The 22,114-nt window shown below is 42.2% G+C and carries 20 protein-coding genes; 3 read left to right on the top strand and 17 right to left on the bottom strand.

The genetic code is table 11. The annotated features are described in order from the left end of the window. Positions 1–30: 30 nt before the first annotated feature. Together fabF and ABC374_RS04820 are read right to left on the bottom strand one after the other, a co-directional pair. Positions 31–1,269, bottom strand: a complete 1,239-nt coding sequence (fabF, locus tag ABC374_RS04825) for a beta-ketoacyl-ACP synthase II (protein ID WP_063232185.1) — start codon at positions 1,267–1,269, stop codon at positions 31–33. Between the two features lie 55 nt (positions 1,270–1,324). Beyond that, positions 1,325–2,260, bottom strand: a complete 936-nt coding sequence (locus ABC374_RS04820) for a beta-ketoacyl-ACP synthase III (protein WP_350301739.1) — start codon at positions 2,258–2,260, stop codon at positions 1,325–1,327. 203 nt (positions 2,261–2,463) lie between these two features. Between ABC374_RS04820 and ABC374_RS04815 the strand changes: the two genes are divergently transcribed. Next, positions 2,464–2,685: a hypothetical protein gene (locus ABC374_RS04815; protein WP_350301738.1), complete on the top strand. Its 222-nt coding sequence runs from the start codon at positions 2,464–2,466 to the stop codon at positions 2,683–2,685. A 42-nt stretch (positions 2,686–2,727) separates the two neighbouring features. On the opposite strand, the gene ABC374_RS04810 is transcribed toward ABC374_RS04815, so the two are convergent. From ABC374_RS04810 to ABC374_RS04800, 3 genes are all read right to left on the bottom strand, one after another. Next, positions 2,728–2,910, bottom strand: coding sequence for a ComZ family protein (locus tag ABC374_RS04810; protein WP_034314525.1), 183 nt, complete (start codon positions 2,908–2,910; stop codon positions 2,728–2,730). Between the two features lie 218 nt (positions 2,911–3,128). Continuing rightward, positions 3,129–3,962 carry a Rossmann-fold NAD(P)-binding domain-containing protein gene (locus ABC374_RS04805; RefSeq protein WP_350301737.1) on the bottom strand — a complete coding sequence of 278 codons (834 nt, stop codon included), beginning with the start codon at positions 3,960–3,962 and terminating at the stop codon, positions 3,129–3,131. Positions 3,963–4,064: 102 nt separating this feature from the next. Beyond that, a complete protein-coding gene (locus ABC374_RS04800; protein ID WP_350301736.1) occupies positions 4,065–4,787 on the bottom strand; it encodes a hydrolase in 723 nt (240 codons plus the stop codon). Between the two features lie 295 nt (positions 4,788–5,082). Here ABC374_RS04800 and ABC374_RS04795 point away from each other — a divergent pair, with 295 nt between their 5' ends. Then, the gene (locus tag ABC374_RS04795; protein ID WP_350301735.1) at positions 5,083–5,274 is read left to right on the top strand and encodes a YjzD family protein; all 192 of its coding nucleotides are present in this window, start codon (positions 5,083–5,085) and stop codon (positions 5,272–5,274) included. Positions 5,275–5,356: 82 nt separating this feature from the next. Here the strand turns inward: ABC374_RS04795 and clpB are convergent, their stop codons facing one another. From clpB to ABC374_RS04770, 5 genes are all read right to left on the bottom strand, one after another. Beyond that, positions 5,357–7,945: an ATP-dependent chaperone ClpB gene (gene clpB, locus ABC374_RS04790; RefSeq protein WP_413016257.1), complete on the bottom strand. Its 2,589-nt coding sequence runs from the start codon at positions 7,943–7,945 to the stop codon at positions 5,357–5,359. Positions 7,946–8,292: 347 nt separating this feature from the next. Next, a complete protein-coding gene (locus ABC374_RS04785) occupies positions 8,293–9,495 on the bottom strand; it encodes an FAD-dependent monooxygenase (RefSeq protein WP_413016256.1) in 1,203 nt (400 codons plus the stop codon). A gap of 109 nt (positions 9,496–9,604) precedes the next feature. Next, positions 9,605–10,717 (bottom strand): cupin domain-containing protein, encoded by a 1,113-nt coding sequence (locus ABC374_RS04780; RefSeq protein WP_413016254.1) that lies wholly within the window; start codon positions 10,715–10,717, stop codon positions 9,605–9,607. A gap of 30 nt (positions 10,718–10,747) precedes the next feature. Further along, entirely contained in the window at positions 10,748–11,239 is a 492-nt protein-coding gene (locus tag ABC374_RS04775) for a DinB family protein (RefSeq protein ID WP_413016252.1), read from the bottom strand. Position 11,240: 1 nt separating this feature from the next. Next, positions 11,241–12,188 (bottom strand): fumarylacetoacetate hydrolase family protein, encoded by a 948-nt coding sequence (locus ABC374_RS04770; protein WP_413016250.1) that lies wholly within the window; start codon positions 12,186–12,188, stop codon positions 11,241–11,243. Between the two features lie 394 nt (positions 12,189–12,582). Here ABC374_RS04770 and ABC374_RS04765 point away from each other — a divergent pair, with 394 nt between their 5' ends. Then, on the top strand, positions 12,583–13,341 hold the full coding sequence (locus ABC374_RS04765) for an IclR family transcriptional regulator (RefSeq protein WP_350301729.1): 759 nt from the start codon (positions 12,583–12,585) through the stop codon (positions 13,339–13,341). Between the two features lie 53 nt (positions 13,342–13,394). Here ABC374_RS04765 and ABC374_RS04760 read toward each other — a convergent pair whose 3' ends face one another. The 7 genes from ABC374_RS04760 to argJ form a co-directional block, all read right to left on the bottom strand. After that, the gene (locus ABC374_RS04760) at positions 13,395–13,574 is read right to left on the bottom strand and encodes a YjzC family protein (protein ID WP_034314546.1); all 180 of its coding nucleotides are present in this window, start codon (positions 13,572–13,574) and stop codon (positions 13,395–13,397) included. A 125-nt stretch (positions 13,575–13,699) separates the two neighbouring features. Then, positions 13,700–14,659, bottom strand: coding sequence for an ornithine carbamoyltransferase (argF, locus tag ABC374_RS04755; RefSeq protein ID WP_413016247.1), 960 nt, complete (start codon positions 14,657–14,659; stop codon positions 13,700–13,702). After that, the gene (gene carB, locus ABC374_RS04750) at positions 14,656–17,775 is read right to left on the bottom strand and encodes a carbamoyl-phosphate synthase (glutamine-hydrolyzing) large subunit (protein ID WP_413016245.1); all 3,120 of its coding nucleotides are present in this window, start codon (positions 17,773–17,775) and stop codon (positions 14,656–14,658) included. The genes argF and carB overlap by 4 nt, the downstream gene beginning before the upstream one ends. After that, positions 17,768–18,850, bottom strand: coding sequence for a carbamoyl phosphate synthase small subunit (locus tag ABC374_RS04745; RefSeq protein ID WP_413016243.1), 1,083 nt, complete (start codon positions 18,848–18,850; stop codon positions 17,768–17,770). The genes carB and ABC374_RS04745 overlap by 8 nt, the downstream gene beginning before the upstream one ends. 81 nt (positions 18,851–18,931) lie before the next feature. After that, positions 18,932–20,083, bottom strand: a complete 1,152-nt coding sequence (argD, locus tag ABC374_RS04740) for an acetylornithine transaminase (RefSeq protein WP_413016242.1) — start codon at positions 20,081–20,083, stop codon at positions 18,932–18,934. Next, positions 20,080–20,853, bottom strand: coding sequence for an acetylglutamate kinase (argB, locus tag ABC374_RS04735; protein WP_350301725.1), 774 nt, complete (start codon positions 20,851–20,853; stop codon positions 20,080–20,082). Before argB ends, argD begins: the two co-directional genes overlap by 4 nt. A gap of 12 nt (positions 20,854–20,865) precedes the next feature. Further along, on the bottom strand, positions 20,866–22,098 hold the full coding sequence (argJ, locus tag ABC374_RS04730; RefSeq protein ID WP_413016239.1) for a bifunctional ornithine acetyltransferase/N-acetylglutamate synthase: 1,233 nt from the start codon (positions 22,096–22,098) through the stop codon (positions 20,866–20,868). Positions 22,099–22,114: the final 16 nt, after the last annotated feature.

Genomic DNA, 22,114 nt, shown 5'->3' with positions numbered 1-22,114 from the left:
AGATCCCTAAGATCTGCTCTTCCTTCAAACTTATTGATATTTTTTGAAAAGAATAGTTGCGTTATGTCCACCAAATCCAAGTGAATTGCTGATGGCTGCATTGATTTCGCCCTTCCTTGCTTGATTCGGGACATAGTCCAAATCACACTCAGGGTCTGGTGTTTCAATATTGATGGTTGGAGGCAAAATGCTGTCCCTGATTGCCTGAATCGTGAAAATCGCTTCCACACCGCCTGCTGCCCCTAACATATGGCCTGTCATCGATTTAGTGGAACTTATTGCAAGTTTATTAGCATGGTCGCCAAAGACTTCTTTGACTGCCATCGTTTCGTATTTGTCATTGTAAGGCGTACTCGTTCCGTGGGCATTCACATATTGGATGTCTTCCGGATTCAAACCTGCATCCTCGATTGCAATTTTCATCGCTCTTGCCCCGCCTTCTCCACCAGGTGCAGGAGCGGTGATATGGAAGGCATCTCCAGTTGAGCCATAACCGGCTATTTCAGCATAAATCTTGGCTCCTCTATTCAATGCATGTTCAAGATCTTCCAGAACGATGATTCCAGCTCCTTCCCCTATTACGAAACCATCACGGTTAAGATCAAAAGGACGGCTAGCCGTTTGGGGATCAGGGTTTGTCGATAAAGCCGTATTTGCACAGAAGCCTGCAACCGACATTTTTGTGATTGGCGCTTCGGCCCCGCCTGTAATCATCACATCGGCATCGCCCCGTTGAATGGCTTTAAACGCATCACCAATTGAATTAGTTCCTGTTGCACAGGCTGTTACCGTACATGAATTGATTCCTTTTGCACCAAGTAAGATAGAAACCTGGCCAGCTGCCATGTCCGGAATCATCATTGGTACGAAAAATGGGCTTACACGTTTATATCCTCTGTTTAAAAAGTTTTCATGCTGTGTCTCAAGTGTCTCCAGCCCGCCGATACCCGAACCGATCCAAACCCCGACACGTGCAGCATTTTCATCGGTTATTTCCAGCTTGCTATCATTATATGCCATAACGGAAGCTGCAATCGCATAATGGGTAAAACGGTCCATTTTCCGTGCTTCTTTACGATTTATATATGTTTCTATATCAAAATCCTTGATTTCAGCAGCCACTTTAACCGGAAATTCTTCAGCATTCAAACGAGTTAAAGGTCCTATCCCCGATTTCCCCTCGATTATATTTTTCCATCCAGTTTCTGCATCATTACCAACTGGAGAGATTGCTCCAATACCTGTTACAACTACACGGCGATTAGTCATTTAAAAATGGCTCCTTCCTATTTTTAAAGCTCTTACGTTTTGCTTCTTCTTTTATTTATTTACCCCACCTAAGAGCGATCGCTCCCCAAGTAAGGCCACCACCAAAACCGACCATGACGATTAAGTCATTGTCCTTGATTCTTCCTGCTTCCATTTCTTCCACAAGGGCCATTGGAATGGACGCTGATGAAGTATTTCCATATTTATGAACCGTTTTTGTCATTTTTTCAAGCGGGAGACCCAAGCGTTCCCTTGAGGCTTCCATAATGCGAATGTTTGCTTGATGTGGAACAAGCAGATCTACATCCTCCTTTGTCAAACCAGCTTTGTCCAATACACCCAGGCTGGATTCCCCCATCTGACGGACAGCAAATTTAAATACTTCACGTCCATTCATATGAATGAAATCTCCTTCCTGTAGTAAGTGCTTCCCGCCAGTTCCATCTGCGCCTAATTCAAAGGAAAGGACTCCTTTGCCTTCAGATACAGGTCCAAGTACAGCTGCACCCGCTCCGTCACCAAAAAGGACAGCAGTATTGCGGTCTTCCCAATTGGTTACTTTCGAAAGTTTTTCAACACCGACAATCAGCACATGCTTATATGCACCTGACTGAATAAATTGCTGTGCCGTGATCATTGCATACATAAATCCGGCACATGCAGCACTTACATCCATTGCAGCTGCCTTCATCGCCCCCAATTTCTCTTGAATCATGCAAGCGACAGAAGGAAACGACTGATCAGGTGTAACAGTGGCTACAAGAATTAAATCTATCTCTTCAGCCGAAATTTTCGCATTTTTCAATGCAGCTTTTGCGGCTTCATAAGCCATATCTGATGTATCAATATCATCATTTGCAATTCTTCTTTCCTCAATACCCGTCCTAGTCCGGATCCACTCATCGGAAGTGTCCATAATTTTTTCTAAATCCGCATTTGTAACGATTTTGTCGGGTAAGTAGCGGCCAAGCCCTAGTATTCCAGCATTCATCTTGCCATCCCCTTATATTTTAATGAGTTATTATAATCATCTATTATTACCTGGTACTAATTTTATATAAAAAAAGACTTCCTTGCAAGAGTTAACAGTTTGAAAAGCTAAAGAAATCTCTTTCGGAAGTCGGACAAGCGCCTATGCCAAGGGAAATTTAAGGACATACATTATAAATAAAAGGAGAATAGGAGGAACTCATTTTGGACATCTTCAATCGCAACAGGGAGAGAAACCCGGATGATCATTTTTCGAATTTGATGTTTGGCAGGAAAAATGAACCGGAGCAAGAGGAAGCGCAGGTTGATTACATGCAATTGATGGCGAGCGTTGAAACATTGATGGGCTTATACAGTCAATACAAACCGACCATTGATAAAATCAATCTGAGCCCATTGATCGCCAAGTTCTTGAAAAAAGAATAAAAAAATTTAAGGCTGCCCTTTTACCGGACAGCCTGCCTTTAATTAACGCTGAGCATCTTGTTTACCAAGCTCATAAGCTTCTTGCATAACGCTTTTAAAGAGCTCCATGAATGGCTCTGCCATCTCCATCGAGAATGGAATCCCGCTTGCTTCAAGCTTCGCTTTAGCCTCTGGGAAGTATTTCATGGCGATTCCCATAAATTCAAGAGTTTTATCTGAACTCATCCGCATTTCCCCCTATCTTTTGAATATTCATCAATTGATCATTTTGATGCCAAAATAAGCTCAATATTATCATAATTCCACTGAACCCTTTCGTAAAGGGCGTTCATATAAAATCATGAATATCTTTTGATGTTAATTCCTATCCTTGAACATTATAGTACAAGACATATAGATTAGAGGCAAATATACCGTTTTGTCCTTCCCAAATAACGAAAATGTTAATCACGCTTTCTCCACTTTTTAAGTAAGTTTAATCGTTTATTATGTTTTCTCTGTAATGCAATGCCTTCTTCCGGTTCCATTTTGCATTGCACTTCAAATATTGTTCCTTTATTGATTTTAGGTGTTGATTGGGAAGTGAATGAATCCATACTTTCACCAAATATTAACTTGGCACATTTATCCCAATGATCATCAATACTGCTGCACAATTGAATGTCCCTATCGGAACTTGTGGTAAGCACCGCTTCCAAAGCATTTACAAAATCAGTGATATAGAGAGCATCTCCGTTATATTCGGCTGCAATTGCCGCTTTGATATCAGACTGTCCAAGCTGATTGATTCCAGCTTCAAAGCTCATGCCTTCCGATTGCCAAGGTCCATAAATCGTCGGTAAAAATATGATTTTTGCAGAATCCATTCCACGAATCGAGCTTAATATCGACTGAAATGTACTGACATCTTTTTCAATGGGCATGAAAAGTACGAAATTTGGCGTTTCATTCTTGCCATTTTTTTTGCATTTCTCGATGAAGGAAACGATTTCTCCTATTACAAAATCGATTTTGTCCATTTTTCCGCTTTGAATATCGTAACAAGATATGAACACCGTGTCCTGCTGTGAAATATCCAATAATTTAAGTTTATTTATCGGAAAATATATATAATTTGAATTCCTGCCTATTTCAAGTTCCTTTTCTTCCTTAATATATTGACTTGCTTCGGAATCATCCCAATCGATTCCGATTACTTCTTCACCTTGGTTCAAAAAGAATTGAGTCACATAGAATCCCACGAATCGATAAGTGCCAATGACAATGTTTGTTTGCATAAATACAGCCTCCTCGTATGCCATCAAGCCCACTTCACCCGGCACGTCTAGTTTTTTTAGATGCTGTATCGTATGCAAACTATTGTAAAAATATATCTCTTCTCATAAAGTCTCTTCATTCTCATTGAAAAACTTCTGTATTTGATAGGGGATTTTATAACGTTTTTCGGGCAATATATACGTCAGCTGCAAGTCTGCTTTTCTAGCCAGCTGGATTTGCCGATAAAGGGAGGCTTGCTCTTTCCGTAAGCTTCCAAAAACCTGAATCACTTTCATGGGGATATTCTCTGCGATCATTGAATCTTCAGTGTCCAGTATATGCTGTTCACATTCTGCCGGATCGAGCTCATATGCAGCAGCGACCTCGGACAGCCACTTTTTATAGAAGAACTTATTTTCCTTTTCTTTCTCCAGTTGTGCTTTCAAGGAAAAAACCGGATCTATCAACACGACGGACCGTATTTTATTACCAAGTTCATTCATTAACTTTAAGGCAAGGAGTGCGCCTGTCCCCTCTGCCAATATATGAACCCTTTGATTGACTATTTCTTTTTTCATGAACAGAATATATAGGTTAAGGGAAAGCTCGAGTGCTTTAGGACTGCCCCAGTTGGCTCCAAAAAAATTGGAAGAAAATAGGGTGTATCCGTATTCCTTTAAATATTCCAATATCTGCAGCCTGCCAGGATGCTGCAGCCAAAAGCTGCTTTCTTTTTCGACAAAATGACTACGGTCTCCAATTACCATTACGGAAAAACCACTGGGCCGCTCTGGATAATAGATGATATTCCATTGGTCATCAATTTGAAAAGTTCGTTGTTCCATCGTTCAAACTCCTTTAAGGAATATTACTACTACTATATTAATTTATGACGAAAAATAGAAAGGGTCAGTGGAAACGCCTAACTTCTTATCTTAAATTAACCAAGCACGGAGTTTTTGCTTTTATTTTTTCCGTATGATTTCCCTTTTGAAGTTTGAAACCAACATGTCTGCCTGAAAAAGTTCTCTTATGATTTAATGTATTGAATTATTTAAAGGTTATTATTAAAAACACGTTTTAACTGTATATTAATTATGGTAAGATAAAAATGAATGTAGTGGAATGAGGTGAAATTCGATGCGTTATGCTTGGACAATTTTTTGGACATTCTTATTAGTGCATATGACTGTATATGTTGTTTCTTCCATGATCGGAGTTTCATACGATGCTGCGCAGGGAACGATTTTAGGATTAGCTGCTGCTATCCTGATTTGCATCATCCCGGCTATCTTGCCTGCTGGGCCAGCTAAAGACTCTCATCAACATTAAGAAGCAAAAGAGGACATCCTTTATAGGATGTCCTCTTTGTTATACCGTACTTTGCTTACGGGTAAACTACATTTCAACGTTTTTATATGAGAACCAATTCATCATGATCATAATCAATCGTTATTCCTTCTTTAATCTCAACAGTCCCGGCAATGATTTTACGGGCGATTTTCGTTTCCAGATGCTTTTGGATGAATCGCTTCAGCGGTCTTGCCCCATATACCGGATCATATCCTTGTTCCGCAATGAATTCCTTAGCCGCTTCAGTAACATTCAGGACTATATTTTGTTCAGTTAACCTTACTTGTAATTGATGAACCATTTTATCTACGATTTCCACGATTTCTTGTTTCGTCAGAGGTTTGAATAAAACAATGTCATCAACGCGATTCAAAAATTCCGGACGGAAATGCCCTCTTAACTCTTTAAAGACCTGATCTTTTATTTCTTCTTCAATGCCGCCATCCACCCGGTTGGACTGCAATAAGAAATGGGATCCGATATTGGAAGTCATGATGATCACCGTATTTTTACAGTTGATTGTTCTTCCTTGGGAGTCTGTTATCCTTCCATCATCCAGCATTTGCAGCAAAATATTGAAGACTTCCGGATGCGCCTTTTCAATTTCATCCAATAATATGACTGAATATGGGTTTCTCCTAACAGCCTCCGTAAGTTGGCCGCCTTCCTCAAATCCAACATATCCAGGAGGTGCACCAACAAGGCGGGACACGGAATGTTTCTCCATATATTCCGACATATCGATTCGAATCATATGTTCCTCACTATCGAATAACGTTTCTGCCAAAGCTTTTACCAATTCGGTTTTACCTACACCCGTTGGCCCAAGAAAAATGAATGAACCGATTGGTCTGTTTGGATCTTTAATTCCAGCCCTTGCCCTTAAAACAGCATCGGATACGAGTTCCACCGCTTCTCCTTGACCTATTACGCGTTCATGCAGGATATCAGATAGGCGAAGCAGCTTCTCCCTTTCACTTTCCACCAGCTTGCTAATCGGAATCCCCGTCCACCTTGCAACAATCGAGGCAATTTCCTCCTCCGTCACTTCCTGGCGAAGCAATCGAGATTCCTGTTTTTCCTTTTCCAATTCGTCTTCCATTGCGTCCAATTCTTTTTGAAGCTGCGGAATCCTTCCATGCCGAAGTTCAGCTGCCCGGTTAAGGTCATAGTCATTCTCTGCCTGTTCCAGTTCATGTCGCAGTTTCTCAAGCTCTTCACGTTGATCCTGCACCTTTTGAAGCGCTGATTTCTCCATTTGCCACTTCGATTTCATGCTATTAGCTTGATCCTGAAGTTCTGATAGTTCTTTTTGAAGCACTTCCAGCCTTGCTCTGCTTTGAAGGTCCTCCTCATTCTTCAAGGCCGCCTCTTCAATTTCAAGTTGCATGACTTTTCTCGTGATTTCATCCAACTCGGATGGCATTGAGTCGATTTCCATTCGGATCATCGCACATGCTTCATCCACAAGATCTATCGCTTTATCCGGTAAAAACCGCTCCGTTATATATCGGTTCGAAAGGACAGAGGCCGCAACGATCGCCCGATCGTGTATCCTGACGCCATGGTGAATTTCAAACCTTTCCTTTAATCCCCGCAAAATTGAAATAGTATCTTCAACATCCGGTTCGGGAACCAGAACCTGTTGGAAACGGCGTTCAAGAGCCGGATCCTTTTCAATATATTGCCGATATTCATCAAGGGTCGTTGCACCGATACAATGCAGCTCACCGCGCGCAAGCATCGGCTTTAACATATTTCCGGCATCAAGTGCGCCATCCGTTCTTCCTGCACCGACAATTGTGTGCAATTCATCAATGAATAATAGAATTTTACCGTCACTCTTCTTGATCTCATTCAAGACCGCTTTTAGGCGTTCCTCAAATTCACCGCGGAATTTGGCGCCAGCGACAAGCGCACTCATATCCAGTGAAAAAACGGTCTTGTCCTTTAATCCCTCAGGCACATCCTTCCTGACGATCCTTTGTGCCAGCCCCTCGACGATGGCTGTTTTACCTACTCCGGGTTCTCCTATCAATACAGGATTATTTTTCGTTTTACGTGAAAGGATCCGTATTACGTTACGGATTTCCGTATCACGGCCGATTACGGGATCTACCTTCCCCGATTTAACCTCAGCAACAAGATCTCTGCCGTATTTTTTCAGTACTTCATAAGTGCTTTCAGGATTTTGACTAGTCACTCGCTGATTCCCCCTTATATCGTTTATAACCTGTTTTGCTTTATCATAATCAATTCCATATGATGAAAAAAGCCTGTTCACATTCGTTTTATTGACTTGCAGCGACGCAAGCAGTATATGTTCGACAGATAAGTATTCATCCTCCCACATCTGCATTTCCTTTTCGGCAGCCGTCAACATTTGCTGCAGGGAGGATGACATGTAAACCTGGGAAACACTCCCGCTCACTTCCGGTAATCGATCCAGTTCCTTATTTAGCTCTATATCAAATAGATTCATCGGTTTACCAGATTCAGATAAAATCCTGATTAATAAACTTTCATCCTGTTCCATTAAGGCCTTTAATAAATGAAGCTCCGTCAGCTCGGGATTCCCTCTATCTTTGGCTAGTTCCTGGCCGCCGATGAACGCCTGTTGGGTTCTCTCCGTCATTTTATTAATATCCATCTTAAAACCTCCCATTCATCTCTATCATGAACGAATTCCCACTCGGTTTGACCAAATTTGACCTTTATATTTTCATTATACTTCTAATTTTCCCCATGTAAAGGAAAGTTATATAAAATGCAGGAAGTATGGACGATAAACGGCAAAAGCCTTTCTTCATATAGAAGAAAGGCTTTTGCCGTTTGTACAATTTGGTTGATTTCCTCTCCAGGCACTCGCTTTCCGCGGGAGGTCCGCCCTCGGCGTCTTTACGCCTGCGGGGTCTCGCTTTTCTAAGCAGGAGTCTCGTACACCCGCTCCAATCAACTTTGTTTTAACTTTTAGATGCATAGATGAAACAAAACGAATTATGCTTTCACGGCCGTTTTATTATAACCATGAAATTCATCGACGAATTGGAAATCCTTATCCGTCCGACCTGCAAGGATCGTATCTCGTAGCAGAATGCCTGCATCGGTCGTATTGTGGATGATTTCCCCCCACATTCTTGCGCTCGATTGAACATTAGCCGTGCGCGGTATGCGTTCCTCTTGATATTCCAAAAATGCCTGTTCAATGTCATTCCCATGCTTATGAAGCATATCCGACAAATAAGCTGCATCTTCTAAAGCCTGGCAAGCTCCTTGTGCCAAGTATTGAAGCATCGGATGTGCCGCATCTCCCATAAGCGTAATTCTTCCTTTTGTCCAATTATCGATTGGTAGTCGGTCATACATTGGCCAGCGGCGTTGCCTTTGGATGAATGAAATCGCATTCTGAACAAGCTCACAAGTTCCGGCAAACACACGGTCCATTTCTTCCGGGGTTCCCCATTGATCTGTTTTTTCGTTTTCTTCCGTATATTGAGAACTTTTGAAGACAACTACTTGGTTGTATAGTTCTCCCCTTCTAACCGGATATTGAACAAGATGAAGGTCTGGCCCAACCCACATATAAACATCATCTAAATCTCCATGGCTCGTAACCTCTTCCATCGGGATCGCTCCCCTGTATGCAACATATTGAGAGCAGACCGGCTGATCTTCCACAAAAAGTTTCCGTGCCTTGGACCATAATCCATCGGCTCCAATGACAGCAGTTCCTGAATGTTGGGACCCGTTGGCAGAAGTAACCGTCACTTCACCTTCATTTTCTACTGTCTCAATAATGGTTTGATTCGTAACCAGTTCGATATACGGGTTCTTTTCACATGCTTCAGCCAGTACTTTATGCAAATCGGAACGATGCAAAACAACATATGGAGCTCCATATCTTTCTTTGTAAACATCACCTAAATCCAAAGCGGAAAGCTCTTTTCCGGAAAAGGCATCCATCAGCACCAATCTTTTTGGAAATACTGCAATTTCATTGATTTTATCCATGACGCCTAAACGCTGCAAGACGTTGGTGGCATTTGCCGCAAGCTGAATCCCTGCACCGATTTCGCCAAACTCGGGAGCTTGTTCAAGGACTTTTACATACTGTTTTGTTTCTGCAATTCCTAAAGCAGTTGCCAAACCGCCAATTCCCCCACCGATAACGATGAATGGTTTTTTTTCTGTGTTCATCATCAATTCCCCCTATACTAGTTGCTTTTAGCCAATGTTGCGGACCACTACCACAGTAAGCGTTTTCATTCGACTGGCATTCATATATTCACAGAGATCTTAGCTGAAGATTTCAAACCAAAACAGGCTTGAATTCACTTTCAACCTTTTGGTACCCATTGTTTGTGTCTAATGCTTGTTGCTGTTCCAAATCGAATCTTTCCATTATTGGTAAGTCGTTTACCGAGAATAAGTAAGAATCCGCTTCTGCAACGTGCTCATGCCATGCCCAATTCGGAACGACGAAATAATCTCCCTTGGACCAGTCAAAACGCACTCCATTAATGACAGTATAGCCTGATCCTTGGTGCACTTGATAAATTGTGGAATGGGTATGGCGATGTGCTTTCGTATGGAAACCTTTCGGAAGTTTCTGCATCCACGCCCCCATCGTCGGATTGGCCGTTTGGCCATTTGATGGATTGATATATTCCACGGCGAAACCATCATATGGGTCCGGTTCGAAATTCATTAATCCTTCTATCGCTGCTTTGGTGCCTTTCCACTTGTAGTTGGCAAGCGGTGCCACTTGTGAATAACGGTCGGATACTGGACGAACCATTCCGCCTTGATAACGGAGCTCTGAAAAATTATCTGGCCGTTTAGGCGTTTCAATCCGATCAGGATATGGTTCAAAGAAAGTGCCGCCTATGGAATAGATGGTTGGGATATCAAGGGCATCCATCCAAATCATCGGTTTATCGCCAACATGTCCATGACCATGCCATAGGTTTTTAGGCGTGATCAAGAAATCTCCTTCTTCCATGAAGATTCTTTCTCCCTGCACGATGGAGTAGGCACCTTCACCATTCGTAATGAAACGAAGTGCACTTTGGGAGTGACGGTGGGAAGGGGCCACTTCACCTGGCAGCAATAGCTGGACCGCTGCATATAGCGTTTGCGTTGTCGAAGCCCATCCCCAAGGCTGACGATAAGTGAGTCCAGGGTTCTGAAAATAAATGGCCCTGCGCTCCCCGCCTCGGTCAGGTGTGAAGATTTCAGCTGCTTCCATCAATTTTTTTGTCAAAAGCTCTTCTTTCCATAAATAAGCATGCGCATGAGGTTTAGGTTCATGGTCCATCAGAGCGGGAATGGCTTCCCACAGCGGCCCAAGGTTATACCGCTGAATATCCTTTGTAAAATCTTTTACGATTGTACTATTCATGTATTCCGATTTTTCAGCCATATTAATCCCTACTTTCTTATTTATCTTGCCTCACTGGATTTTAGAAAGATTTCGCTTTATTTGATCATAGTGTCCTGAAACATGCTCATCGATGAAGTGATCGACTATATAAGAAACTGGTTTGTTTCCGAATTTAGAGAAATTCCGGTGTGGCGATTCTTTGGATAGTGTTTCTTCATCTAAATTCCCGAGACTGCTCTCCACTTTATATTTAAGCTCCTCCACTTGCTTCATGACATCTTCAACAGCAAGTTTGTCTGTATCGGTAACTGCTGCCAATCGGGCTGGATCTTGCAATCCACGCCCCCATTCGGCTCCAGGCATTGCTATTACAGTTTCCACTTCACCTAACCAATAAGGAATGGCTTCAGCTAAATGGGAAAGTATCTGCATGATTGACCATTCATCCTCTGCTGGTTTAAATCGGATCGTTTCTTCCGGTAGGTTTGCCGCTGTCTCAAGAATGTGGTCGATTGATTGTTGAACCGATTGGATTGATGTCCCGATTTCCTGATAAGCCATTTTATTTTCCCTCCCCGACACGTCGCACACGGTTTTCAAGATAACCTATTTTGTCTATTTCGATTTTGACAACGTCACCATCTTTTAAGAACACTTGTGGATCACGGGCTACCCCTACCCCACCCGGTGTTCCTGTGAGGACGATGTCACCTGGTTCAAGAGTCATTAAGTTCGATAAGAATTCAACTAGATACTTCACATCGAATACGAAGTTGGATGTATTCGTTTTTTGGCGTTCTTCACCATTTATCGTTAATCGGACATTTAAGCCAGATGGATCGGAAAGTTCATCGGCAGTGACTAACCAAGGCCCCATCGGAGCGCTTCCTTCAACCGTTTTCCCTTGGAGCCACTCAAGTGTACGCCGTTGGATATCACGGTAAGTGACATCATTCGCAATTGTATAACCAGCTACATAATCAAGAGCATCTTCTTTAGAAACATTACGTGCCCTTTGTCCGACTACAAAAGCGAATTCCGCTTCATAATCCAGTTGTTCAGAGATTGGGAAAAACGGTATATCATCCTGGGGACCGATTACTGTATTGGCGAACTTTGCGAATACCACAGGGAATGGCGGCAGTTCACGACCCATTTCAGCAATATGCTCACGGTAGTTATGTCCGACACAAATAATTTTGCTTGGCTTTTGGACAGGGGCCTCAAGCTTTATATTTTCAATTTCATGTACCAATTTATGTCTGAAGGAATCACGATTGTTAATAGCGTAGTCCGCAGCCTTTTGCGCGATGGAAAGGCTTTCATTCCCTCCCTGTAAAAACTCCTCCATTGTTGCAGGTACATACGCGTCAGCGATTTGTTCACTGCGAAGTTTCCCTTCGCTTTCAAGAAGCGCTTGATAGGCATAGTTCAAGTCAACTACTACATTATTCGGATAAATTGCACCAATACGTTTAAATCCTTGACTGCTGAACGTTACTAATTTCATTTTTCATTCTCCTTTATTTATCTGGATTTTTTTAATACCTCTTTTTGATGCCACCATCCTGATTCTGCTGGATTCGCTTCGCATACCAGTATTTGAATGACTGTACATCTTATCAATTCCATTTATAGATAACACTGTTCACTATTTATATAAATAATAACTCAATTTTCGGAATATTGTCAAGAAAGTATTGAGAATTTTTGTGCAAATGTTATCATCTACACGAATAACAGCACTTCGGAATCAATAAAAAAACTGCGCTAAAGTTATTTTTTTAATAGGAAAGAATATTGATAGCTTCAAGCAGCCGGCGGTTTTTCTGCTAAATTTCATTTATATTTTACAGATTCTGATATACTAGACCTAAATTAAAACAGATTAGGGAGATTGGTTTATGGAAATCGTAAAATCCGGTTCGACGATTCAATCATTACAAATAGGGATGAGCATCATAGATTTACTTGCTTCCCAAAGAACTCCTTTAAGATTCTCTGATATACAGGAATTAACGGAAATAACGAAAAGTAACCTCTATAAGTATTTGAATACTTTGACTCAACTGGAGCTACTATATCGCGATAAGACAACCGGTATGTATCACCTTGGGAGCAAATTGATTCAATACGGAATGGCAGCGATAGGAAATGAGGATGTAACGAGCAGAATAACTCCTTATTTACAGGAAATCAGTCACCATACTTCTTGCACGGTCCTTTTTTCCGTTTGGACATATGATGGACCAATCACTGCAAAAATATGGAATTCCAACCAAAACTTAAACATCGGGGCACAGTTAGGTACGCGACTTCCGCCATCATCCTCTTCCGGAAAGGTATTCACTGTATTTCAGGATCCTTCATTGACGGCGGAATGGATTGAAAAAGATCGTAATGTTACAGGTTCGTTCCTTAAAGAAACAAATGAATATGATGAAATTCGGAAATACAAAATAGCTTTTGCCAAAGAGCCTCTTGTACCATCCGTTTCCTCCATGTCCATTCCGGTTTTTAATTATAATTCGGAATTATTGGGAGCGATCACTGCCGTTGGGTTCACCGAGAGCATTCCTGATCATCATGAAGATCCTTTAAGCCATTATTTAAGGAAGTGCTGTTTGGAAATCTCGAATATATTCGGTTATTCCGCTGAATAGAAAAAAGCAGGAAGAAGGATGGCGATCATTCCTTTTTCCTGCTTTTAGATGTTTCATGGCTTCCGCTTATATGTCCATATCCGGTTATGATTGGATGTTTCAGGAAAAGAATCCCCTGCATCAAGCTTTACCATTTTCGGATTCACTACCGTGCTGCCCGTTTCACCGATTTCTACGTAGGTCCCATTATTCGGTGCCTTTTGACCTGGCTTAAATTGACGATTTTGCCCCATAGATTTCACCCCTTTACATGCTTTCCCTGTTATTATTACCAGGTTCCTTCCTTTCATGTCAGAAAAATTAGGAAAGCGGCTTGAATCAAAAAAGCGTCCGCTCATAGAGCAGACGCCTTTTTTGATTAAGACATTAAGTCCACTAGGACCGCCTTTTGGGCATGCAGACGATTTCCGGCTTGGTGGAAAACGACTGAATTAGGTCCATCGATGACTTCAGCCGTAACCTCTTCCTCCCGATGTGCAGGCAGGCAATGCATGAATAAATAATCTTCTTTAGCAAGTTTTACTAGCTCACCATTGATTTGATAATCTTTAAAAGCTTCTAAGCGGATACCATTCTCGATTTCCTGCCCCATGGAGGTCCAAACATCGGAATAGACGATATCCGCCTCTTTTATGGCTTCCGAAGCTGAGGTTGTCACCAAAATTTCACTGCCAGTCTCTTCTGCCACTTTTTTAGCATAGGCGACGACCTTTTCATCAGGTTTGTAGGCGTCAGGACATCCAATGGAAAAATCCATTCCCATTTTTGCACAGCCTACCATCAATGAATTGGCAACATTATTGCCATCACCGATATAACTCATCTTCAAGCCTTTTAGCTGCCCTTTTATCTCGATGATCGTCAAGAAGTCAGCAAGCACCTGACAAGGATGGGCAAGATCTGTTAACCCATTGATGACTGGGATAGAAGCATTTTCTGACAATTCCAGGATTTTTTCATGCTCGAAGGTACGAATCATGATGCCATCAATATATTCAGAAAGGACTTTTGCAGTATCGGAAATAGTTTCACCACGTCCAATTTGCAAGTCATTGCCACTTAGGAACAAAGCGTGTCCGCCAAGCTGCATCATGCCCACTTCAAAAGAAACACGGGTACGGGTAGACGATTTTTCAAAGATCATCCCCAGCGTTTTCCCTTTTAAAGGCGTATATTCTTCACCAGCTTGCAATTTGCCTTTAATGGTCTGCGCCAGTTTTAACAAATCTGCAATTGCCGTTGGTGTAGACTCCTTCATGGTCAAAAAATCTTTTCCATTTAAAATCTTCGCTTGTGTCGGTGCCGTCATTGAACTCATACGTGTGACACTCCTTTCGAATATGGTACAAGCCATTCCTGAAGCGAATTCACCCCTGGATCAGCATTTTCTACCGATTGTAGATAGGCCTTGAACGTCTCTTCTTCCGTAAATGCAAGCAGTCGGTATTTCGCTGCAAGTAACCTTAGCTTCTTATCTTCCTCCGTTGTTCCATATGCCAAAACGACCGCTGCATTTCCTTCATTTAACCATTTATCAAACTCCGAATTCCCCAATATCAAACCTGCTTCTTTGATTTGAGCTAACAAATCTTCACTTAATTGGACAGATTCTGATTGATAAACACCAGTAGTATGTTTAGCTTTTTGAGCATGGAATACTTTTGTCAACGCTTCATTTACCGTTTCCCCGATAGCTATTCCTTCACCTGTTGATTTCATTTCCGGACCTACCTTCGAATCAAGTCCGCTTAGTGCAAATGTAGAGAATACTGGATATTTGACGACTGCATATGGAATTTCATCCATTAAGCCCGTTTTTTCGAACGCATTCGACAATGAATATTTCCCAAGCAATATTTTTGTCGCTATTTGCACCAAGGATACATCGGTCACTTTACTGATGATTGGGATTGTCCGGCTTGCACGAGGATTCACTTCCAATACATATACACTATTTCCCTCAATCACGAATTGGATGTTCATAAGTCCTTTATAACCAAGTTCACTAACTAGTTTTTTAGCATAAAGGGTCATTTTATCTTTGATATCATCCGTTAAGGATTGAGCTGGCAATAATGCCATGCTATCCCCTGAATGGACGCCTGCTTTCTCTATATGTTCGGCAATGATGGGAATGTATACATCATTTCCATCCGCAATCAAATCGATTTCGGTTTCCTTCCCTGGAATATAGGAATCGATCAACACTGGATAGACAAGTGCCGTTCCATTTGCCATTCTATTCAACAAGCTTTCCTTGGAGCGGATGATTTCCATTCCCTGGCCGCCAATTACATAGGATGGGCGTAAGAGCACCGGAAAGCCGATTGCCTCTGCACTTGCAATTAATTGTTGTTCACCATTAGCCATTGAACCCGGTACATGCGGGATATCCAGTTTTTGAAGAAGCTGATAAAAACGATCACGATCTTCTAATTGATCAAGTGTATCGAAGGAAGTCCCCAACAAATTGACACCGTATTCTTCCAGGCCTTTTGCCAGGTTTATCGCAGTCTGCCCACCAAATTGGACGATAACATCTTTAATATCTTCCGCTTCTATTACATTAAGAACATATTCAAGAGTCAACGGTTCGAAATAAAGGCGATCTGCCGTCGCAAAATCCGTGCTTACCGTTTCCGGATTATTATTGATCATGATCGTTTCAACATTTTCAGCCTGGAGTGCATAAACACCGTGAACCGAACAGTAATCAAATTCTATTCCCTGTCCTATGCGGATCGGACCGCTGCCAATCATCAAGACTTTCTTTTTATCAGTTTTTTTCTGTTCGTTCTCACCAAAATATGTTGAATAGTGATAGTTCGTATGTGATTCGAACTCGGCTGCACATGTATCAACCGTTTTGTAGACAGCCGTAAGACCCAGTGATTTGCGGTGTGCTCTCACTTCCATCTCACTTACTTTCCATACGGAAGCAAGATAGCGGTCGGAAAAGCCCTTTTCCTTGTATGTCTGCAGTTCTTCCTTTGTTACCTGATCGATTGCCTTAGATTCAATCCCCAATTCGTACTGGATCAATGACGCAAAGGATTTAAGGAAGAAATAATCTATGGCTGTCGCTTCATGGATTTCTTCAATCGTCACGCCTTTTCTAAGCATTTCAAAAATGACAAATATTCGTTCATCAGATTTTTCGGCAAGCTTTCCCCAAAGTTCAGGAACCGTTTTATTTTTCAGCGATAATAGCTGCAGCCCAATCGTTTTCAATTCCAAAGAATCGACGGCCTTTTGGACTCCCCCTTCAAAGCTGCGGTGTAAAGCCATCACTTCACCAGTCGCCTTCATCTGTGTTCCCAATTTTCGGTTGGCGGTCGTGAATTTATCGAATGGCCACCTCGGGAACTTCACCGCTACGTAGTCAAGAGCAGGTTCGAAGCTTGAATATGTGCTTTTCGTTACTGGATTGATGAGCTCCGATAAATCGTAGCCGACAGCGAGCTTTGCGGCTATGCGTGCTATTGGATAACCTGTCGCTTTGGAAGCCAGTGCCGATGAACGGCTGACGCGCGGGTTTACTTCTATTAAATAATATTGCTTGCTATTCGGATCAAGGGCAAATTGAATGTTACATCCGCCTATGATACCTAAAGCAGAAATGATTTTAATGGATGCGGCACGCAGCATCTGAAACTCATCGTCCGATAAAGTCTGTGATGGTGCCACGACGATCGAATCACCTGTATGGATCCCCACCGGATCGATATTTTCCATATTACAGATGGTGATGCACGTATTGTTGCCATCTCGCATAACCTCATATTCGACTTCCTTATAACCAGCTATGCTTCTTTCAATCAAGCATTGTGTAATCGGGCTTTCTTGAAGTCCTCCCCGTACAAGTTCCTTAAAGGTGTCCAGTGAATCGGCAATACCACCGCCAGTTCCGCCGAGTGTATAAGCGGGACGAACGATGATGGGGAAACCGATTTTGTCGGCAAAAGCCAGCGCTTCTTCAAGGGTATGGACAATCGTACTGTCGGGAACGGGTTCACCTATTTCAAACATCAACTCACGGAACAGTTCACGATCCTCCCCTTTTTTGATGGAGTCGATCGGAGTTCCCAATAATTTGACATTATATTTTTCAAGTACTCCAGCATCATCCAATTGATAAGCAAGATTCAATCCTGTTTGACCGCCTAATGTAGCGAGCAGGCCATCCGGCTTTTCTTTGGAAATGATCTTTTCCAGTACATCAACTGTTAAAGGTTCGAAATAGACAGCATCCGCATTCATATCATCAGTCATGATCGTTGCTGGATTGTTGTTGACCAGTATGACTTTATATCCTTCTTCTTTTAAAGCAAGGCAGGCCTGTGTACCTGCATAATCGAATTCGGCGGCCTGCCCAATGACAATCGGCCCCGAACCAATCACTAAAATGGTCTGTATCGTATCGTCCTTAGGCATAAGCTTTTTCTCTCCCGCTATAATCATTTATCATTTGTAAAAAGTCGTTGAATAGTAATGAACTCTCGACAGGTCCTGGATTTGCCTCTGGGTGGTACTGGGTAGTGAAGATTGGCAAGTCTTCATGCATGAGCCCCTCAACCGTGTTATCATTCACGTTTCTGAATCTCACTTGCAGTGATGTTCCTTGCAAGCTCGGTTCATCAACCTCATAACTATGATTCTGCGAACTCATATACACCTTTTTCGTTTTCAAATCGACCACGGGCTGATTCGCACCGCGATGTCCAAACAGCATTTTTTTAGTATTTCCGCCTAAGGCAAGGGCCGTTAATTGATGACCGAGGCAGATGCCCATCGTTGGAAAATTCGTAATGATCTTTTTAATGTTTCCTAAGAGGTATTCAAGCTGTTTTGGATCCCCAGGCCCATTTGAAAGCAAAATACCATCTGGCTTCAAGTCCTTGATTTGCTCGAATTCCGTATCGAATGGTACGACAGAGACTCGGCAGCCTTGCTCGACCAATGAATCCAATATGGATTTTTTATAGCCGAAATCCATCATCACAACGTGCTTGTCGCCTTCCCCAAAGCTCTCGACAACCTTTGTGGATACCTCAGCTACATGGGCTGATAAACCATTCAGGCCGGGTACGACAGTGTATTTTTCTTCTGCTGTAATGACTGCCTGCATGGAACCTTCCTGTCTTATATTCTTAACGACCGCTCTTGTGTCAACATGGCTTAAAAGAGGGATGTTCCACTTGTCTAAATATTCACCAAGTGAATATTCAGCCTGATAATGGGAATGGCTCATATTTCCTTCATATACAATCACACCGGCAACATGCGGCTTCTTGCTTTCAAAATCATGTTCATTGATTCCGTAATTTCCGATTAGCGGGTATGTGAAGATGACAATCTGGTCCTTATATGAAGGATCTGTCAACACTTCTTGATATCCGGTCATTCCTGTGAAAAAGACAATCTCTCCAGTGATTGTTTTTTCAGTCGATTTAGTCAGCAGTTCCCCTTCAAAGACGGAACCATTCTCTAAATATAGATAGCTTTTCATGATCTTCACCTCTTTAGATGTTGTATATTTATATATACAATAGCATAATTATTCATTTTGTTCTATAAAAATTCAATTAATTTAGACAGTTTGTTTTATTGCCAATACTTTTTTAATTTCATTTATCGCCCTATCGATCTCCGCTTCGGTAACTGTCAGGGATGGGAGTAAACGAAGTACTTTAGGACCTGCACTCAATACAAGTAAGCCCTCTTCTTGCAGTTCCATTAAAAACACCTGAACATCTTGTTTACACTCAATTCCGACCATCATTCCCAGACCGCGAATCTCTTTCACTTCTTCCATGCCCTTCAATGCTTTTGCCAACTCGCTTTTAAGATATTCAGACTTTTTAACGGTTTCTTTTAAAAACCCTGAATGGAAAATTTCCTTTAACACGGCTTCGGCTGCCGAGACACTGACGGGATTACCTCCAAAAGTGGATCCATGACTTCCAGGGTTAAAGAACTCAGCCAGCGCTTCCTTCCCAATCATCGCCCCGATTGGCAGGCCATTTCCCAGTCCTTTTGCAGAAGTGATGATGTCCGGTTGAATATTGAAATGCTGGAATGCGAATGGTTTCCCTGTACGCCCTATCCCAGTCTGAATTTCATCTATGATAATGAGAACATCGTGTTCTTGGCATTTAGTTTGAATCGCGTCCAGATATGATTGCTGTACAACATGGATGCCGCCTTCTCCTTGAACGATTTCAATCATTACAGCTGCCGTATTTTCATCGATGGCTGCTGTCATGGCATCATTATCATTAAATGGAACATATTCGAACGAAGCTAGCATCGGTCCGAAACCAGTCTTGATTTTTTCCTGCCCGGTTGCAGCCATCGTTGCAAACGTACGGCCATGGAAAGACTGCTGACATGTGACAATTTTGCTTTTCCCGGTAGCTTTACGTGCTAGTTTGATAGCTGCCTCATTCGCCTCGGCGCCGCTGTTGGCAAAGAACACCTGACTTAAACCAGAGGCATCAGCCAGCATTTTTGCTGTCCGTTCCTGTATGGAACTTTGAAACATATTCGATACATGCCAATATTTATCAAGCTGTTCCGTGACGGCCATTTTTACCTTCTCATGACAATGTCCAAGATTCAGTACCCCGATTCCGGATGTGAAATCCAAATACTCTTTACCTGTTACACTCGTAATCTTCAATCCTGACGCTTTTCTCGGCTCAATGTTCCATCTTGCATATGTTGGAAATAAAGAACTCATTGTAATACCCCTTCCTCCTGAAGAAATTTCGTACCGATGAATTGACCGCCTTGATAAAAATGATCTTTCCCACTAACGATCATCACTTCTTCAATCCCTTTATTCAGCACCGACAACGCTGTATTGACCTTCGGGATCATTCCCCCATGGATACTTCCATCCATGATCATATTCTTCGTTTCCGTTTCATTCAATTTCTCAATGATCTGCCCGTTCTTCAAGACCCCTTTAACATCGGTCACAAATAAACACATATCGGCCGATAGTGCCTTCGCTACAGATCCTGCAGCCATATCGGCATTCACATTTAATTTAGTGCCTTCTTCGGTAGTTGAAATGGGCGTCAATACCGGACAATAACCTTTTTCGAATAAAAGGCCGAATAATTCCGTATTGACTTGTTGTATTTCACCAACAGCTCCAAGTTTCTGTTCATCGATATAATCACCTGTGAGAATTCCGCCATCAGAGCCATTTAAACCGACTGCCTTGATGCCATGAGCTTCCAATTTATGAACGAGGCTGCGGTTTGATTTGCCTGCCAGCATAAGTTCCACAATTTCCAACACTTCAGTGGTCGTTTTTCTTAACCCATCTTCAAATACAGGTTCAATTTCAAATTTTTCAAGCATTGAATTTATATCAGGGCCGCCTCCATGCACAAAGACGATATGGTAGCCGCGGTTTTGTAACTCTTTAACACTATTGAAAAACGACTCCGATAACTCGTTAATGATGCTGCCGCCGCACTTAATGACTAATATGTCCATACTTTTCACCTCTTACGAACGATAGCTTCCGTTTATTTTCACATAATCATAGGTTAAATCGCAGCCCCATGCCGTGCCTGATTCATTACCATCTTTCAAATAAACATGAATGATGATACTTTCATTTTCCAAGTATGCTTTGGCATCTTCCTCAGAAAACATGATTGGCTCACCATCTTTAAGTACGACAATGTCACCAAAAACGATCGTTGTTTGATCCAGATTGAATACCACTCCGCTTCTTCCCATCGCAGCAATGATTCGTCCCCAGTTTGCATCCGCTCCAAAAGCTGCCGTTTTCACTAGATTTGACCCAACGATCGTCTTCGCCATCATCTGTGAATCTTGCTTCGTATTCATGCCATGAACATTCACTTCTATCAGTTTTGTGGCACCTTCTCCGTCTTTCGCAATTTGTTTGGCGAGATTTTCCGAAGTTTGCTTTAATAATTCCAGGAAGATGGACCATTCCGGATGGTCAGGTGTCAAAGGTTCATTGTTCGCTTCTCCATTCGCGAGTACCAACACCATGTCGTTCGTTGAGCAGTCGCCATCAACCGTGATTTGATTGAATGTATCATTTGTAATCGAGGATAGTGCTTGCTGTAAATCAGCCGGTTCAATGACGGCATCCGTCGTAATGAAACCTAGCATTGTGGCCATGTTTGGATGAATCATTCCCGAGCCCTTTGCAGCACCGCCCATTTTCACGGTTTTACCATCGATGATTGTTTCATAACCACAGCTCTTCGTTACGATATCCGTTGTTAAAATGGCTGTACCAAAAGCTTCAGCAGCTTCAGGTGTATTTTCTGGCTGCAATGACTCTATCCCTTTCCTTACCTTTTCCATTTCCATGAATTCCCCTATGACTCCCGTTGAAGCCACTGCAAATGAATGGTCCTCCAAACCGAACTTTTGAGCAGCAAGCTTCCTCATTTCCTTTGCATCATTTAAACCCTGTTCACCTGTACAAGCATTCGCACAAGCACTATTCACTACAATGCCGTGTAGTTTCCCAGTAACGGCAATGCTGTCTTTCGTTACATTGATTGGAGCTGCCTGAACTATATTTTGTGTATAAACGGCCGCGGCTGATGCTGGGACATCGGTAAAAATGATGCCAACGTCCTTTTTAGAATAGCGTAATCCTGCATGGACACCTGACGCTTTGAACCCTTGGGGCATTAAAATGTTTCCTTCTTGAATATGTTTGATTTCTTCAACTTGCTGTAGTGTATTCATTGTTTCCCTCCAAAGT

Source organism: Peribacillus phoenicis (assembly GCF_047238085.1).
In the GTDB taxonomy this organism is placed as follows: domain Bacteria; phylum Bacillota; class Bacilli; order Bacillales; family DSM-1321; genus Peribacillus.
This window is presented reverse-complemented; position numbering and strand designations above follow the sequence as displayed.

Excerpts from the sequence above, each read along its gene's own strand:
- carB (WP_413016245.1), bottom strand. The coding sequence starts at position 17,775 with ATGCCTAAGGACGATACGATACAGACCATTTTAGTGATTGGTTCGGGG.
- argB (WP_350301725.1), bottom strand. The coding sequence starts at position 20,853 with ATGGACATATTAGTCATTAAGTGCGGCGGCAGCATCATTAACGAGTTA.
- argJ (WP_413016239.1), bottom strand. The coding sequence starts at position 22,098 with ATGAATACACTACAGCAAGTTGAAGAAATCAAACATATTCAAGAAGGA.
- argD (WP_413016242.1), bottom strand. The coding sequence starts at position 20,083 with ATGAGTTCTTTATTTCCAACATATGCAAGATGGAACATTGAGCCGAGA.
- clpB (WP_413016257.1), bottom strand. The coding sequence starts at position 7,945 with ATGGATATTAATAAAATGACGGAGAGAACCCAACAGGCGTTCATCGGC.
- ABC374_RS04770 (WP_413016250.1), bottom strand. The coding sequence starts at position 12,188 with ATGAAATTAGTAACGTTCAGCAGTCAAGGATTTAAACGTATTGGTGCA.
- argF (WP_413016247.1), bottom strand. The coding sequence starts at position 14,659 with ATGAGTTCAATGACGGCACCGACACAAGCGAAGATTTTAAATGGAAAA.
- ABC374_RS04820 (WP_350301739.1), bottom strand. The coding sequence starts at position 2,260 with ATGAATGCTGGAATACTAGGGCTTGGCCGCTACTTACCCGACAAAATC.
- ABC374_RS04805 (WP_350301737.1), bottom strand. The coding sequence starts at position 3,962 with ATGCAAACAAACATTGTCATTGGCACTTATCGATTCGTGGGATTCTAT.
- ABC374_RS04785 (WP_413016256.1), bottom strand. The coding sequence starts at position 9,495 with ATGATGAACACAGAAAAAAAACCATTCATCGTTATCGGTGGGGGAATT.
- ABC374_RS04795 (WP_350301735.1), top strand. The coding sequence starts at position 5,083 with ATGCGTTATGCTTGGACAATTTTTTGGACATTCTTATTAGTGCATATG.
- ABC374_RS04745 (WP_413016243.1), bottom strand. The coding sequence starts at position 18,850 with ATGAAAAGCTATCTATATTTAGAGAATGGTTCCGTCTTTGAAGGGGAA.
- ABC374_RS04775 (WP_413016252.1), bottom strand. The coding sequence starts at position 11,239 with ATGGCTTATCAGGAAATCGGGACATCAATCCAATCGGTTCAACAATCA.
- ABC374_RS04810 (WP_034314525.1), bottom strand. The coding sequence starts at position 2,910 with ATGAGTTCAGATAAAACTCTTGAATTTATGGGAATCGCCATGAAATAC.
- ABC374_RS04760 (WP_034314546.1), bottom strand. The coding sequence starts at position 13,574 with ATGGGGCAAAATCGTCAATTTAAGCCAGGTCAAAAGGCACCGAATAAT.
- ABC374_RS04800 (WP_350301736.1), bottom strand. The coding sequence starts at position 4,787 with ATGGAACAACGAACTTTTCAAATTGATGACCAATGGAATATCATCTAT.
- fabF (WP_063232185.1), bottom strand. The coding sequence starts at position 1,269 with ATGACTAATCGCCGTGTAGTTGTAACAGGTATTGGAGCAATCTCTCCA.
- ABC374_RS04765 (WP_350301729.1), top strand. The coding sequence starts at position 12,583 with ATGGAAATCGTAAAATCCGGTTCGACGATTCAATCATTACAAATAGGG.
- ABC374_RS04780 (WP_413016254.1), bottom strand. The coding sequence starts at position 10,717 with ATGGCTGAAAAATCGGAATACATGAATAGTACAATCGTAAAAGATTTT.